Source organism: Thiothrix sp. UBA5583, from assembly GCA_002425225.1.
GTDB lineage: Bacteria > Pseudomonadota > Gammaproteobacteria > Thiotrichales > Thiotrichaceae > Thiothrix > Thiothrix moscowensis.
Genome location: DILV01000038.1, coordinates 89194 through 104908, shown reverse-complemented (window position 1 = coordinate 104908; position 15715 = coordinate 89194). Strand labels below are relative to the sequence as shown.

The 15715-nt window shown below is 53.2% G+C and carries 15 protein-coding genes and 2 tRNA genes; 13 read left to right on the top strand and 4 right to left on the bottom strand.

Annotated features, from left to right (window positions below):
* Window positions 1-139: 139 nt before the first annotated feature.
* From B2U47_RS16065 to ychF, 9 genes are all read left to right on the top strand, one after another.
* Window positions 140-1861 carry a tetratricopeptide repeat protein gene (locus B2U47_RS16065; RefSeq protein ID WP_296682877.1) on the top strand — a complete coding sequence of 574 codons (1722 nt, stop codon included), beginning with the start codon at window positions 140-142 and terminating at the stop codon, window positions 1859-1861.
* Between the two features lie 27 nt (window positions 1862-1888).
* The gene (gene lolB / locus B2U47_RS16060) at window positions 1889-2524 is read left to right on the top strand and encodes a lipoprotein insertase outer membrane protein LolB (protein ID WP_296682874.1); all 636 of its coding nucleotides are present in this window, start codon (window positions 1889-1891) and stop codon (window positions 2522-2524) included.
* A gap of 56 nt (window positions 2525-2580) precedes the next feature.
* Window positions 2581-3423, top strand: coding sequence for a 4-(cytidine 5'-diphospho)-2-C-methyl-D-erythritol kinase (gene ispE, locus B2U47_RS16055; RefSeq protein ID WP_296682872.1), 843 nt, complete (start codon window positions 2581-2583; stop codon window positions 3421-3423).
* A gap of 20 nt (window positions 3424-3443) precedes the next feature.
* Window positions 3444-3518, top strand: a tRNA-Gln gene (locus B2U47_RS16050).
* A gap of 58 nt (window positions 3519-3576) precedes the next feature.
* Window positions 3577-3651 (top strand) — tRNA-Gln (locus B2U47_RS16045).
* Window positions 3652-3699: 48 nt separating this feature from the next.
* Window positions 3700-4641 (top strand): ribose-phosphate pyrophosphokinase, encoded by a 942-nt coding sequence (locus B2U47_RS16040; RefSeq protein ID WP_296682886.1) that lies wholly within the window; start codon window positions 3700-3702, stop codon window positions 4639-4641.
* A gap of 160 nt (window positions 4642-4801) precedes the next feature.
* On the top strand, window positions 4802-5374 hold the full coding sequence (locus tag B2U47_RS16035) for a 50S ribosomal protein L25/general stress protein Ctc (RefSeq protein ID WP_296674837.1): 573 nt from the start codon (window positions 4802-4804) through the stop codon (window positions 5372-5374).
* Between the two features lie 11 nt (window positions 5375-5385).
* Complete coding sequence (pth, locus tag B2U47_RS16030; RefSeq protein WP_296674840.1) at window positions 5386-5961, top strand: aminoacyl-tRNA hydrolase; 576 nt, start codon at window positions 5386-5388, stop codon at window positions 5959-5961.
* A 24-nt stretch (window positions 5962-5985) separates the two neighbouring features.
* Window positions 5986-7080, top strand: a complete 1095-nt coding sequence (ychF, locus tag B2U47_RS16025) for a redox-regulated ATPase YchF (RefSeq protein WP_296674843.1) — start codon at window positions 5986-5988, stop codon at window positions 7078-7080.
* Here ychF and B2U47_RS16020 read toward each other — a convergent pair.
* From B2U47_RS16020 to B2U47_RS16010, 3 genes are read right to left on the bottom strand one after another with little or no spacing between them, the layout of a single operon-like run.
* On the bottom strand, window positions 7070-8302 hold the full coding sequence (locus tag B2U47_RS16020; protein ID WP_296675084.1) for a TIGR03862 family flavoprotein: 1233 nt from the start codon (window positions 8300-8302) through the stop codon (window positions 7070-7072). The genes ychF and B2U47_RS16020 overlap by 11 nt on opposite strands.
* A 5-nt stretch (window positions 8303-8307) precedes the next feature.
* Window positions 8308-9081 carry an ABC transporter permease gene (locus tag B2U47_RS16015; protein ID WP_296674844.1) on the bottom strand — a complete coding sequence of 258 codons (774 nt, stop codon included), beginning with the start codon at window positions 9079-9081 and terminating at the stop codon, window positions 8308-8310.
* Window positions 9078-10007, bottom strand: a complete 930-nt coding sequence (locus B2U47_RS16010; RefSeq protein ID WP_296674847.1) for an ABC transporter ATP-binding protein — start codon at window positions 10005-10007, stop codon at window positions 9078-9080. The genes B2U47_RS16015 and B2U47_RS16010 overlap by 4 nt, the downstream gene beginning before the upstream one ends.
* 73 nt (window positions 10008-10080) lie before the next feature.
* Between B2U47_RS16010 and mtgA the strand changes: the two genes are divergently transcribed.
* Window positions 10081-10803, top strand: coding sequence for a monofunctional biosynthetic peptidoglycan transglycosylase (gene mtgA / locus B2U47_RS16005; RefSeq protein WP_296674849.1), 723 nt, complete (start codon window positions 10081-10083; stop codon window positions 10801-10803).
* 210 nt (window positions 10804-11013) lie between these two features.
* Complete coding sequence (locus B2U47_RS16000) at window positions 11014-12555, top strand: ATP-binding protein (protein WP_296674852.1); 1542 nt, start codon at window positions 11014-11016, stop codon at window positions 12553-12555.
* Window positions 12556-12630: 75 nt separating this feature from the next.
* On the opposite strand, the gene B2U47_RS15995 is transcribed toward B2U47_RS16000, so the two are convergent.
* Window positions 12631-13563, bottom strand: coding sequence for a LysR family transcriptional regulator (locus tag B2U47_RS15995; RefSeq protein WP_296674855.1), 933 nt, complete (start codon window positions 13561-13563; stop codon window positions 12631-12633).
* 160 nt (window positions 13564-13723) lie between these two features.
* On the opposite strand from B2U47_RS15995, the gene B2U47_RS15990 reads away from it, so the two are divergent.
* Complete coding sequence (locus B2U47_RS15990) at window positions 13724-15145, top strand: form I ribulose bisphosphate carboxylase large subunit (protein WP_296674857.1); 1422 nt, start codon at window positions 13724-13726, stop codon at window positions 15143-15145.
* A gap of 161 nt (window positions 15146-15306) precedes the next feature.
* The gene (locus B2U47_RS15985; protein ID WP_296674859.1) at window positions 15307-15663 is read left to right on the top strand and encodes a ribulose bisphosphate carboxylase small subunit; all 357 of its coding nucleotides are present in this window, start codon (window positions 15307-15309) and stop codon (window positions 15661-15663) included.
* Window positions 15664-15715: the final 52 nt, after the last annotated feature.

Genomic DNA, 15715 nt, shown 5'->3' with positions numbered 1-15715 from the left:
GATACTTATACGGGATACATTATTTCGGAACCGCGAATTTTCTGATACGTTATACCTGATTACAAGGTGATTAACGGAATATACCCTTAAATCTCTTACAAGCAATGCAATCAGGTATGACGCCACACCGGAGAGATACATGCAGAATTTCCAGTTGCCCCGCCGTTTGGCAAAAGTAGCCCTTGCTGTCTTGGCGGGTAGTCTTGCATGGGGTAGCCCGAGCTTTGCGGAACAGCAAGCCGGTAATGTAGCTACTTTCAGCAGCCCCCTCAGTTATCGTATTTACAATATTCTGGCAGCGGAAATGTACCTGCGTGATGGCAAGCCGGGTCAGGCTGCCCTGCATTATCTGGCCGTCGCCCAGCAGGACAGCGACCCCAAACTGGCACAAAAGGCAGCGGAACTGGCTATCAATGCGCAGGATAACCAGTTAGTCGGACGAGCGCTGGATCATTGGCTCAAACTGGAACCTGCCTCGGCGGAAGCCTTGCAATACCGGGCGCTGAGCAACCTGCGGGCGGAACGTTACGATGAAGCCGCCAAGGATTTGGTCATGATCCGCAAAGATGTGGAACAGCGTGACGGGCGCGGGCTGGAATTCATCGTTTCCTTGCTGGCACTGGAGCCACAGGGCGGCAAGTCGTATGAAACCTTCAAACGCTACGTTGATACCGCAGACAAATCAGCACCGGCGCAGTTGGCACTGGCATCACTGGCTCTGGGGGCGGAAAAGTTTACAGAAGCCCTGCAAGCGGCTGAAACAGCCAAACAGTCTGGCAACAAGGAACAAAAAGCCCAGGCAACACATCTCGCCTCTAAAGCCCTGTTGGCGCTTAACCGGTTGGATGAAGCCGTCAAGGAATTGGAGCCGGTTGCCGCCAGCAGCAAAAACAGCAACCTGAAGCTGGATTACGCCCGCATGTTGATCCTGTCCGACCGGCGCAAGGAAGCAACCCCGCTCTACAAACAGTTGTACAACAGTCAGCCTGACAATACCGACATCCTCTATACCCTTGGTCTGTTGCATCTGGAGCAGAAAGAATTTGCCTTCGCTGAGCCATTGATCAAAAAACTGCAACAGGTTCCAGGGCGTGCCGAAGACGCCAATTATTTCATGGGACAATTGCAGGAGGGCTTGAAGCACCCCAAAGAAGCGATTGCCGCCTACAAGGGCGCGGTGCGGCACAACAATTTCGGCCTGGAAGCCACCAGCCGTGTTGCCAGCTTGCTGGAAGAAACCGAAGGGGCGGAAGCTGCCCGTCAATGGTTGCAGGATGAAGCAAAATCTGCCAGCAGTGATTCCCATAAAATACAGTTGCTGCTGGTGGAAGGTCAGCTTTGGCATGATAAAAAACAGTACCAGGATGCCATTGCCAGTTTTGACAAGGCGTTAGCCATCAAAGCTGATGATTTCGATGTCTTGTATAGCCGCTCGCTCAGTCGGGAAAAAATGGGTGATTTTGCGGCGGCTGAAACCGATTTGCGTACCTTGCTGACCTTGCAACCTGATAATGCCACTGTCCTGAATGCACTGGGTTACATGCTGGCAACCAATACTGACCGTTTTGCTGAAGCCGAACCTCTGATCCGCAAGGCGCTGGAATTACGTCCCACTGATGCTGCCATCATGGATAGCATGGGTTGGGTCGCGTTCCGCATGGGCAAGCAGGACGAGGCAGAAAGCTGGTTACGCAAGGCATTCAATCAGTTGCCTGATCCTGAAGTTGCCAGCCATTTGGTGGAAGTCCTGTCGGTTGCGGGCAAGTCTGCCGAAGCCAAAACCCTTTTGCAGGACATGCTGGGCAAATTTCCTGATGACCCTTTGTTGTTGAAGGTCAAGGAAAAGCTGGTTGGTCTCTGATAATTGACTCACGTTTAGGATACAGCAATGAAAACATGGATACTGGCGGCATCCTTATGCCTGCTGACACTTGGCGGTTGTGCCACCCAAAACAAGAATGCCAGCCAGCAAACCGGTTCTGGCACGGCAACCAGCCCGCAGGTGGCGTGGGAACAGCGTCAGGCCGATTTCGCCCGCATGAGTTCCTGGCGAATGCAGGGGCGGGTCGGCGTACAGTTCCGTGAGGAAAGTGCTTCATTCGGCATTTCCTGGCTCCAGAACGGCAGTGACAATTACGAAATGAATATCAAGAACCCGCTGACAGGTTCCGTGGTGGCTTATCTGCAAGGCTCTGCCAACAAGGTCAGCCTGCAAGCCAATGGCAAAACCTATCAGGATGCCAATGCCGAGCGTCTGCTGCAAAGCCAGATGGGTGTTTCCCTGCCGCTGGATGGCATGAAGTACTGGATACGGGGTATCCCTTCCCCCAAATCAGCGGTTGATGCAGTGAAACTGGATGCGCAAGGGCGTCCGCAGACCTTGCAGCAATCCGGGTGGTTGGTGGAATACACCGGCTGGCAAGGTGATAGTGCCAAAGCCATGCCTGAAAAAATCAACCTGAGTCGTGCGTCAGAAAATACCCGCGTCAAGGTTCTTGCCAAAGACTGGCAAACCCGTTTCTAACCCCCCATCCCCAGCCCTTCCCCCGCAAGGGGTGAAGGGGGCGAAGATATGATTTGATGGAAATATTGGTACTTCCGGCTCCAGCCAAGCTCAATCTGTTCCTGCACATCACCGGGCGGCGGGCAGATGGTTATCATCTGCTGCAAACCCTGTTCGTGTTTCTGGATTTTGTTGATGAAATTACCTTGTCCGTGCGTGAAGATGGCAGGATTTGCCGTCCGCAAGGCGCTGTAGATGTGCCGGAAGATGCTGATCTGACAGTACGGGCTGCCCGCTTGCTGCAACAGGAAACCGGTTGCCATCTGGGCGCAGACATCAGCGTGCAGAAAAATATTCCGATGGGTGGTGGTCTGGGAGGTGGCAGTTCGGATGCTGCCACGGTGCTGCAAGGTTTGAACCGTTTGTGGCATTGCGGGCTGGATGACGACCATCTGGCAGCATTAGGCTTGCGTTTGGGAGCGGATGTGCCCGTGTTTGTGCGTGGTCGTGCCGCCTGGGCGGAGGGGGTGGGGGAAATCCTTACCCCTGTGGACTTACCGCTTGTCTGGTATGTGGTGATTCACCCCGGCGTACCTGTCCCCACCGCCCAACTTTTTGCAGCGCCGGACTTGACACGCGACTGCCCGCCCATTACATTAGCCGCCTTCCACGCAGGCCAGGGGAGCAATGTGTTCCAGCCGGTGGTGGAGCGGTGTTTCCCGGAAGTTGCCCGAGCAATCGGCTGGCTGACGGGATATGCAAAAACAAGGTTAACCGGCTCCGGCAGTTGCCTGTTTGCCACTGTCAGTAGCAAGCAAGAAGGTGAAAATATCCTGCGAGGCTTGCCATCCGGGTGGTTCGGTTTTGTTGCGCAAGGTCACTCTGTTTCACCTTTGCAGCAGAAACTGGTAGCATTGTAAAAGTTTCACTTTGGTTCAACAGGGCTGTCGCCAAGCGGTAAGGCACTGGATTTTGATTCCAGCATACCTAGGTTCGAATCCTAGCAGCCCTGCCATTCCTTTTGACCAAAGTGTAAGCCTTTCCGACCCCATAGGATTAAAGCGTGTTTCAACAGGGCTGTCGCCAAGCGGTAAGGCACTGGATTTTGATTCCAGCATACCTAGGTTCGAATCCTAGCAGCCCTGCCATTTTCTCTTCCCCCTACTCAAAGCGGATCAAGCATGTCTGACGATAGAATGATGGTGTTTACAGGTAATGCCAACCCTGAACTCGCCCACAAAATCGTCGATCACCTCGGTATTCCTTTAGGCAAGATCAAGGCGGAGCGTTTCAGCGATGGTGAAGTGCACGTCGAACTGCTGGAAAACGTGCGTGGTCGTGATGTCTTCGTAATACAGTCTACCTGTGCACCGACCAACGACAATATCATGGAATTGCTGATCGTCGCTGATGCCCTGTACCGTTCTTCAGCGGGGCGCATCACTGCGGTTATCCCCTATTACGGTTATGCGCGACAGGATCGTCGGGTGCGTTCACGGCGTGTGCCGATTTCCGCCAAACTGGTGGCGGACATGATTTCTAGTGGGCATGTTGACCGCGTATTGACCATCGACCTGCATTCCGATCAGGTGCAAGGGTTCTTTGACCTGCCAGTTGACAATATTTATGCCTCTGGTGTGTTGTTGAATGACATTCTGGCACAAAATCTTCCCAACCTGATGGTGGTTTCACCGGACGTGGGCGGGGTAGTGCGTGCACGCGCTTTGGCCAAAGGTCTGGAAGATGCTGACCTTGCCATCATTGACAAGCGTCGTCCTGAACCCAACAAATCCGAGATCATGAATATCATCGGTAATGTGGAAGGGCGTCATTGCATCCTGATTGATGACCTGATTGACACAGGTGGCACACTCTGCAATGCGGCAACTGCGCTCAAGCAGCACGGTGCATTGAGTGTGCGGGCGTATGCAACCCACGCGGTCTTTTCCGGCAAGGCAGTCACCAATATTGATAATTCCCAGCTTGATGAGGTTGTTGTCACCGACTCGATTCCATTAAGCGAAAGTGCCAGAACATGTGCTAAGATTCGCCAGCTTTCGGTAGCCGGTGTACTGGCGAAAACGATTTTACGCATCAATCAGGATGAGTCTGTCAGCTCCCTGTTTGAAGGTTTATGATTTTGTACCCCTCACCCTAACCCTCTCCCTCAAGGGGAGAGGGAACGAGAGGGTTCCCTTCTTGCTCCCCTCGCCCCTTGAGGGAGAGGGGCTGGGGGTGAGGGGATTTTAACCCGACCGGGTCTGGTCGCGGACACTGGTCATTATTTGGAGAAACAACATGTCAAAGAAATACGTCCTGAATGCACAGGTACGTGAGTTGCAGGGCAAGGGTGCGAGCCGCCGCCTGCGTAACGAAAACCTGGTTCCTGCCGTGATTTACGGTGCAGGTCAGGAAGCTAAATCCATCACGCTGCGTCATAACGAAATGATCCGCAACCTTCAGGAAGAAGGGTTTTATTCCCAGATCATTACGGTTGACTTCGGTGATCATCAGGAACGGGCGATCCTGCGTGACCTGCAACGTCATCCTTCCAAGCCGGTTGTGATGCACGCTGACCTGCAACGCATCACTGACGATCAGGAAATCAGTGTCCACGTTTCCCTGCACTTCCTCAACGAAGACGTTTCCAAAGGTGTGAAAGAGCAGGGTGGTACCATTAGCCACGTGGTTGCCGAGGTTGAAGTCGCCTGCTTGCCGAAGAACCTGCCTGAATACATCGAAGTTGACATGATCAACATCGAAAAAGGCCAGATTCTGCACCTGTCTGACCTGAAACTGCCAGAAGGCGTCAGCCTGCCAGCATTGGCACTGGGTGAAGACCATAACTCAGCCGTTGCTGCCTGCCACTAAGGTAGATGCCGATGGGAACCCCGATACGCCTGATTGCAGGCTTGGGCAACCCCGGTAGCCAGTACGACAAAACCCGGCACAATGCCGGGTTTTGGTTTGTTGACGAACTGGCACGGCGTTACTCGGGTCAGTTCGCTGCTGAAAAGCGCTTTTCCGGCGATGTCTGCAAGCTGCAAGTGGGCAGCAATGTGGTCTGGCTGATCAAGCCGATGACCTTTATGAACCGCAGTGGTTTGGCAGTGCGTCAGTTGGCTGATTTCTACCGTATTCCGGTGGAACAGGTATTGGTGGCACATGATGAACTGGACATTCCCGCCGGGGATGTACGCCTGAAACAGGCCGGTGGTCATGGTGGTCATAACGGTTTGCGTGATTTGCACGCCCATCTGGGTGCAGATTACTGGCGGTTGCGTTTGGGGGTTGGTCATCCCGGCGACCGCAACAAGGTGGTGGATTACGTGTTGTCACGCCCTTCGCAAGACGATGAAATCGTTATCCTGCGGGCAATTGATACTGCCGCCGACCAGATTGGACTGATTTTGCAGGGTGAAATGCAAAAAGCCATGCAGGCATTGCACACCCGTTAATTTGATACACAAGGTACGGAAGTCATGGGATTCAAGTGTGGAATTGTTGGTTTGCCGAATGTGGGTAAGTCTACCCTGTTCAATGCCTTGACCAAGGCGGGGATTCAGGCCGCGAATTACCCTTTCTGTACCATTGAACCCAATGTGGGCATCGTGCCCATGCCTGACCCGCGTCTGGATGCGCTGGCTACCATCGTCAAGCCGGAACGCATTATTCCAACCACGATGGAATTTGTCGATATTGCCGGGCTGGTAGCCGGTGCGTCACAAGGCGAAGGGCTGGGCAACAAGTTCCTTGCCCATATCCGTGAAACCGACGCGATTGCACAAGTGGTGCGCTGCTTCGACAATGACGACATTATTCACGTGTCAGGGAAAATCGACCCCGCGTCAGACATTGATACCATCAATACCGAGCTAGCGCTGGCGGATCTGGATACGGCTGAAAAGGCCGTCAACCGCCTGACCCGTTCCGCCAAATCCGGCAGCAAGGATTTGCTGGCACAAAAAGCCTTAGCTGAACGCTTGTATGCCCATCTGTCCGAAGGCCATTCCGCCCGTTCACTGCCGATGTCCCCGGAAGAGCGTGCAATGGCAGTGCGTGAATTCCACCTGATTACCATCAAACCGCTGATGTTCATTGCCAACGTCAATGATGATGGTTTTGAAAACAACCCGTATCTGGATCAGGTGCGTGAAATCGCGGTGCGTGAAAACGCTGTGGTTGTGCCGGTGTGTGCGGAGATGGAATCGGAACTGTCGCAACTGGATGATGCCGAACGCGACGAATTCCTGGCGGGCATGGGGTTGGATGAGCCGGGCTTGAACCGGGTAATCCGCGCTGGCTACGATTTGCTGGGCTTGCAGACCTATTTCACCGCCGGTGTGAAAGAAGTGCGGGCTTGGACGATTCCGAAAAAAGCTACCGCACCGCAGGCGGCGGGCGTGATCCATACCGACTTTGAGCGTGGCTTTATCCGGGCGCAGACGATTGCGTATGAGGATTTCATTGCTTACAAAGGTGAGCAGGGCGCGAAAGAAGCCGGGAAAATGCGGGCGGAAGGCAAGGATTACATCGTCAAGGATGGCGATGTGATGAACTTCCTGTTTAACGTGTAAGTTTCATGCGGGTGTCGTGCAACCAGCGCACGACACCTTGTCCCGCTTGCCTGCCGCTTGCAAAGCAGGCCGTCAGCAAATAGCCCCCCGTGGGCGCTTCCCAGTCCAGCATTTCTCCGGCACAGAATACGCCCGGTAATTTCCTTAGCATCAGATTTTCATCCAGTTCCTCAAAGGGTACACCGCCTGCGGTGCTGATGGCTTCATCAATGGGTGTCGTTGCGGTGACGGTGACAGGCAGTGCTTTCAGGGTGGATGCTAGGAGAGGAATGGTTTGCCAGTGTTGTTTTTCGAGTGTTTCAAACAATAGGGTAGTTTTGGCTCCATCCAGCTTAAAACGGCTTTTCAGGTACGCCCCTAATGTCTTGCTGGCTGGCTTTTTGTGAAGGGCATCTTCAATGTGAGCCTGGCTATGGTTGGGCAACAAGTCCAGATGGAAGGTTGCGCAACCCTGTAAGTCGAGCATGTCCCGCAAGCGGGCAGCAAAGGCGTAAATCAGGCTGCCTTCCACCCCACGTTCCGTGATGATCATTTCACCCATGCGGGTTTCTGTGTGCCCGCTCAGGTCGGTGAAACTGAGGGTGACGGATTTCAGCGGGGAACCGGCACAGCGGCTACGCAAATGTTCGCTCCACTGGCACAGGAAGCCGCAGTTGGCTGGCTTGAGTGGCGTGACTGGAATGGCCTTTGTCGCCAACAGGGGAATCCATGTGCCATCGCTGCCGAGTTTTTTCCAGCTTCCGCCGCCCAGTGCCAGCATAACGGCGGAATAGGGTGCGGTGATGTGCCCTTGCGGGTTCTGAAAAACTAGCTGCCTTTGCTCATCCCAGCCCAGCCAGCGGTGGCGCGGGTGCAGGCGCAAGCCCTGCTGTTTCAGACGCGCCAGCCAGGCACGTAACAGTGGTGCCGCCTTCATTTCCTTGGGAAATACGCGCCCGGATGTGCCGACGAATGTTTCAACTCCCAAGTCGCTACACCACTGGCGCAGTTCCTCAGCGCCAAACTGTTCCAGCAATGGTTGTATCTGTGACTGGCGTTCGGCATAGCGGCTGCAAAAGGTGGGGAAGGGTTCAGCATGAGTGATGTTCAAGCCACCAATGCCTGCCAGCAGGAACTTACGCCCGACAGTGGGCATGGCGTCGTACAAATCGACCAAATACCCGGCTGCCAGCAGTTGTTCGGCAGCCATCAGACCCGCCGGGCCACCACCGATGATGACCACTGGTTTCAACTGCGAATCCCCGTCCCCTTGTTCAACAGGTACATGCTATACCCGCCCAACATGAGGATAAACGCCATAATCACCCCATAACTCACCCACAGCGGAATATCCGATACCCCCAGAATCCCATAACGGAAGCCATTCACCATGTACAGTACCGGGTTGAGCAGTGATACCTTCTGCCACAGCGGTGACAGCATGGCGATGGAATAAAACACCCCGCCCAGATAGGTCAGCGGCGTCAGTACAAAGGTGGGGATGATATTGATGTCGTCGAAACTTTTTGCATACACCGCATTGATCAGCCCCGCCAGCGAGAACAGCACCGCCGTGAGGATCACGATCGTCACCATCACCCAGAAATGCTGCATCTGCAAGTGGGTGAAAAACAGTGAAACCACGGTCACGGCAACCCCGACAGTCATGCCGCGAGCCACGCCGCCACTGACAAACCCTGCCAGAATGATCCAGTTGGGGGTAGGTGACACCAGCATTTCGGCAATATTGCCCTGGAATTTGCTGCCGTAGAACGACGCCACCACATTGGCGTAGGCATTGGTGATGACGGTCATCATGATCAGCCCCGGCATGATGAAGTCGATGTAGCGATGTCCATCCATGTTACCAATCTGCGGGCCGATCAGGTTGCCGAAAATCACGAAATACAGTGACGTGGTAATGACCGGCGGCAGGATGGTCTGTTTCCAGATGCGGGTAAAACGCAGGATTTCCTTGATCAGGATGGTGTAATACGCAATCCATTTCTGTTGGGTGTTCATGCCTTGTTGCCCTCCACCAGTTCCAGGAAAAGCTGTTCCAGCCGGTTGGTCTTGTTGCGCATACTCTGGACAGTAATGCTCTGCTGGTTGAGGAAACTGAACACTTGATTGAGCGAATAGTGTTCCTTGTGGAAAGCCACTTCCAGTGTGGTCGGGTCAAGCAGGGTGCAGTGGCACAGGTTGCTGCTGGTTGCGGGCAGGTGCTCCAGCGGCGAGGCCAGGTCGAACACGTAGCTTTCGGTATCCAGCCGGTTGAGCAACTGTTTCATGCCGGTGTTTTCGATCAGCTCGCCCTTGTCGATGATGCCGATATTGCGGCACAGGCTTTCGGCCTCTTCCAGATAGTGGGTCGTGAGGATGATGGTCGTACCTTCGGCATTCAGCTTGCGCAGGAATTCCCACATCGAACGGCGGATTTCAATGTCCACCCCGGCAGTCGGTTCGTCGAGGATCAACAGGCGCGGCTGATGGATCAGGGAACGGGCAATCATCAGGCGGCGCTTCATCCCGCCGGAGAGGTTACGGGCTTGCTCACGGGCTTTTTCCCACAAGCCCAGTTGCTTGAGCAGGGTTTCGGCACGTACAAACGCTTCCTGACGCGGAATGCCGTAATAGCCGCCCTGATTGACCACGATTTCTACCACCGGCTCGAACATGTTGAAATTGAATTCCTGCGGAACCAGCCCGATCTGTGCCTTGGCCTGTTCACGCTGGGTGTCGAGGTCGTAACCAAAAATGTTCACCTTGCCCGCCGTTTTGTTCACCAGCGAACTGACGATGCCAATGGTGGTGGATTTGCCCGCACCGTTTGCCCCCAGCAAGGCGAAGAAATCCCCTTGTTCTACCTGCAAATCAATGCCTTTCAGCGCTGTGAAACCGTTGTGGTAGGTTTTGCGTAATCCCTGAATATCGAGTGCCGTTGTCATGTGGTTTTTCTGTCGGAATCGAAAGCTGGGATGGTAGCACGTCTCCCGTGAATAGGGTTTAATACGCGCCATTATGAAATTGAATGATACTGCTACCTCAGGTTCTGCCCGCTGGAAAAGCTGGCTCTGGCGCATTCCGCTGCGCGTGTTCGTGGTCTTGTGCCTGTTGCTGCTGGTGTTTCGCTGGCTGCCTGTACCGACCTCGGCTTTCATGCTGCGCCAGGACATTACCGCCATTTTCAGCCAGGAAACGCCCTTTGTACGTCATGACTGGGTGAGTCTGGATGATATTCCGCGTCATGTGCAACTGGCTGTGATTGCCTCCGAAGACCAGCGTTTTGCCGAGCACTGGGGGATTGACATGGAGGCGACCGAAGCTGCTATCCGTGCTGAAATGCGCGGCAAAGCCAAAGGTGGCGGCAGTACCATCACCCAACAACTGGCGAAAAATCTGTTCCTGTGGGAAGAGCGCAGTTATATCCGCAAGGGGCTGGAGTGGGGTATTGCCAGCCTGATTGAAATTTTCTGGTCGAAGGAACGCATTCTGGAGGTCTACCTGAATACTGCCCAGTTCGGCAGGGCGGATTACGGGGTAGGGGCAGCGGCGCAAAACCTGCTGGGCAAGCCTGTCAGCAACCTAGGCGCAGCGGATGCAGCCTTGCTGGCGGCGGTATTACCTGCCCCGCGTAAATACAGCGTGACCAAACCCTCCGGCTATGTACGCGCCCGTCAGGGGCGGATTCTGAGGCAAATGCGCTCAATTGGCGGGGCAGCCTATTTGCAGCGGCTGGATTGATCTATCGGGACTTGACAATCGCTTGCTGGCGGTCATCAATGCTACCCACCCGCTGAAGGCAGTGATGAAAAACAAGGTGGATGAGTACCAAAAGAAGTTTGCCGAGATGAAAATCAAACAGGCATCGAAGGTGTAACGCCCGCGCCATGCGGTCTGCCTGCGGGTGTAAACGTGCTATCCTAAGCCCATGAACATCTGAGGCAGACCACCATGTTGCAGCGTTTACCCGTTGGTATCCAGACTTTTTCTGAGCTTATCAGCCGTCAGTGCCTGTATGTTGACAAGACGGAAGCGATTGCTCGGCTATTGAAGCAGGGCAAGTATTTTTTCCTGTCACGCCCGCGCCGCTTCGGCAAATCCCTGCTGCTTTCCACCATCAAGGAAATCTACCAAGGCAACCGCGCCTTGTTTGCGGGTTTGTGGATCGAAAATCAGCGGGATTGGAATCAAGTGCATCCCGTTATCCACCTGTCATTTGCCAGCATGGGCTACCGTGAACTGGGGTTGGAAGCTGCACTTTTATTGCAATTACAGTCCATTGCAGCGGATTACGGTTTGGTTTGCCAAAATACCAGCAGCATTGCGCGACTGTTTGCCGAGTTGCTGGAAAAGATCGCCGCACAGCACGGCAAAGTAGTGCTGCTGATCGACGAATACGACAAACCGCTGATTGATTACCTTGACGACATCCCGCAAGCCAAAGCCAACCAGCAAATCATGAAAACCTTTTATTCGGTGCTCAAAGACAGTGACCCGCATCTGGAGTTTTTGCTGATTACCGGGGTATCGAAATTCAGCCGTGTGTCGATTTTTTCTGACCTGAATAACCTGTTTGATCTGTCGATGGATCGCAGTGCCGCGACGTTATTGGGTTACACGCAAGCAGAACTGGAACACTATTTTACCCCGTACATGCCTGAAACCGAGCAGTACCTCAACCTGAGCCGCACGGCATTGCTGGAGAAAATCCGCCTCTGGTACAACGGTTATACGTGGGATCTGCGCAACAAGGTTTACAATCCTTATTCGATCCTGAGCTTTTTTCAGGCGCAAGCGTTCCGTAATTTCTGGTTTGAATCCGGCACACCCACCTTCCTGCCCAAGTTAATGCGCAGTAACAAGGTTTATCGGGTCGATGATCTGGAAGTGGATGAACTGGCACTGGGCAATTACGACTTGGAGCGTCTACAACTTGCTCCAGTATTGTTTCAGACTGGCTATTTGACACTGAAAAGCATTGATGATTGTGACCTGTATCAGCTTGGCTACCCCAACCGTGAAGTGAAAGGCTCAATGTCGATGTACCTGATGGCGGAATGGGCGCATGAAGAACCCGCCCGCACCACGCCGTTGGTGGTCAAATTGCACAAGGCATTCCAGAAAAACGATGTACCCGCCGTGATTGACATCATCAAGACGGTGTTCAAAAAAATCCCCTACCAGATTTTCCTGCAAGAACGCGAAGCGTATTACCACAGCCTGATTTACCTGACGTTTTTCTATCTGGGGCAATACGCCGAAGCTGAAGTCAACGACAGCAACGGGCGGGTGGATTGCGTGGTGAAAACCCCGACCCACATTTACATCCTCGAATTCAAGCTGGATAAGACCGCCAAAGCCGCGTTGGAACAGATCAAGAATCGCGACTATGCCGGGGCATTCCGCACTGATTCACGCCCGAAAGTGCTGCTCGGCATCAATTTCAGCAGTGAGGCCAAGAGCGTGGATGATTGGCTGATGGAAATGGAGTAACAGGGATACACGCTGACCTTCTTTATCACTGGGCAATCGCATTAAAAAAATCTTTTTTTACAATGTTCTAAATCATTAATCCTGTGCCTGGTTAGGTTGCTCCCAGATCCTGACAAACCTAGGGGCTTCAGACATCACAAAGCGTTTGAACTCCCGTGCAATCGGTGACAGCCGCTTGCCCTTGCGCATCACAACATGCCAATGGCGTCGAATTGGAAAATTTTCTACCTGTAAAATCACCAGCCGTCCACTATCCAGTTCCGGCTGAATGGTGTGCATTGACACAATTCCTAAGCCTAACCCCGCTTCAACGGCGTGTTTGATGGTTTCATTGCTGCGCATTTCCAGTGTATTTTTGCAACTGGCATGATGTTTATGCAGGTGACGCTCAATCGCACTGCGTGTGCCTGAGCCTTTTTCTCGCACGATAAAGCGTTCCGCCAAGACATCACTCAGCAAAAGCTGACGTTCAACGCCCACCAGCGGGTGGTTGGGCGCAGCAATCACTACCAGCGGGTTTTCCATCAATCGCTCGGATTGTAAGCCGTGACCTTTGGGCGGCTCACCCATGATCACCATATCCGGTTCGTGGTTTTCCAACTGATCCAACAGGGTGTGGCGGTTGGTGACATCCAGTGTGATATTGATGCCTTCGTGTTGCTGTGAAAACTCCGCCAACAATTGGGTAACGAAGTAATTGGCTGTGGTTGCTACCGATACGATCAAGTGCCCGCCTTTGGTACCTTTGAGTTCTTTCATCACGCCCAACATATCGTTATGGGCTTGCAAGACACGGCTGGCGTAGTGCTGCACCTCCTTGCCTATCGGGGTAAGGCGCATTTTCTTGCCCTGTCGCTCAAACAAAGCCAAGCCACTTTCATCTTCTAGTTGTTTGATTTGCATGGAAACAGCCGGTTGAGTCATGAACAGCTTTTCCGCTGCACGGGTGTAGCTTTCGTATTGTGCGACCGCTTCAAAAATGCGGATTTGACTCAATGAGTACGGCATGGAATTCCTCCTAAAAACATCAGTATTACTTATATTTATCAGTTTAATTATTGAGTTTCAATTATACTTACTCTTTGCCATACTTCTCCCCATCAGCAAGCAGTGCTTGTTGTTTAGGCAAAAACACTTTTCTTACAACCTCGTTGGAGGCAATCACTTCATGGCAGTTAAAAACTACAGCGCCGGTGTTAAAGAATACCGCGAAACCTACTGGATGCCGGATTACACCCCGAAAGAAACCGACATCCTAGCTTGCTTCAAAGTTACACCACAGGCAGGTGTTCCACGTGAAGAAGTCGCCGCAGCGGTAGCCGCAGAATCTTCCACCGGTACATGGACTACCGTTTGGACTGACCTGTTGACCGATCTGGACTACTACAAAGGCCGCGCTTACGCTATCGAAGACGTACCTGGCGATGACACTTGCTTCTACGCTTTCGTAGCATACCCCATCGACCTGTTTGAAGAAGGTTCAGTCGTTAACGTCATGACCTCGTTGGTTGGTAACGTGTTCGGTTTCAAAGCACTGCGTGCGCTGCGTCTGGAAGACATCCGCTTCCCTATCGCTTACGTCATGACGTGCAACGGTCCACCACAAGGTATCCAAGTTGAACGTGACATCCTCAACAAATACGGTCGTCCGATGTTGGGTTGCACCATCAAGCCTAAACTGGGTCTGTCTGCCAAGAACTACGGTCGTGCGTGCTACGAAGGTCTGCGCGGCGGTTTGGACTTCACCAAAGACGACGAAAACGTCAACAGCCAGCCATTCATGCGCTGGAGACACCGTTTTGACTTCGTAATGGAAGCGATCCACAAAGCCGAAGCCGAAACCGGCGAACGCAAAGGTCACTACCTGAACGTAACTGCACCAACGGCTGACGAAATGATGCGCCGTGCAGAATACGCGAAAGAAATCGGTGCGCCGATCATCATGCACGACTACATCACCGGCGGTTGGGCAGCGAACACCCAATTGGCGCAATGGTGCCAAAACAACGGCATGTTGTTGCACATCCACCGTGCGATGCACGCGGTACTCGACCGCAACCCGCACCACGGTATCCACTTCCGCGTACTGACCAAAATTTTGCGTCTGTCCGGCGGCGACCACCTGCACTCCGGTACCGTTGTTGGTAAGTTGGAAGGCGACCGTGAAGCGACCTTGGGCTGGATCGACATTATGCGTGACAGCTACATCAAGGAAGACCGTTCACGCGGTATCTTCTTCGACCAAGACTGGGGTTCCATGCCGGGCGTATTGCCGGTTGCATCCGGTGGTATCCACGTATGGCACATGCCTGCGCTGGTCAACATCTTCGGTGATGATTCCGTCCTGCAATTCGGTGGCGGTACATTGGGTCACCCGTGGGGTAACGCTGCTGGCGCGGCTGCTAACCGTGTGGCGGTTGAAGCTTGCGTGGAAGCACGTAACATGGGTCGCGAAATTGAGAAAGAAGGTAAAGACATTCTGGTTAATGCCGCGAAGTCCAGCCCTGAACTCAAAATTGCGATGGAAACTTGGAAAGAAATCAAGTTTGAGTTTGACACCGTTGACAAGCTCGACGTTGCTCACAAGTAATTTTTAATCCCCTCACCCCCTAGCCCCCTCTCCCTCAAGGGGCGAGGGGGAACAAGAGATAACCACTCTTAGCCTCTCTCCCCTTGAGGGACGACCCCGCAGGGGGCTGGGTGCGGGGTTGGGGTGAGGGATTCTTAACCTAAATTTTGGAGTTTATGAAAATGAGTGATATGCAAGACTACAAATCAAGCTTGAGCAATCCCGAAAGCCGCAAGTTTGAAACTTTTTCTTACCTGCCAGCGATGAATTCGGATCAAACACGCAAGCAAATCCAGTACATCGTTAACAAAGGCTGGAATCCGTCTATCGAACACACTGAGCCAGAAAATGCTTCCGGCAGCTACTGGTACATGTGGAAACTGCCAATGTTCGGCGAAACCAACGTTGACACCATTTTGGCAGAACTCGAAAACTGCCACGCTGCGCACCCGAACAACCACGTTCGTCTGCTCGGCTTGGACAACTACGCACAATGTGCGGGTGCTTCGATGGTTATCTATCGCGGTAAAACTGTCTAATTGATTAGGTGACAGTGTGTGGGGGTGTATACAATACCCCCCCACATTAATC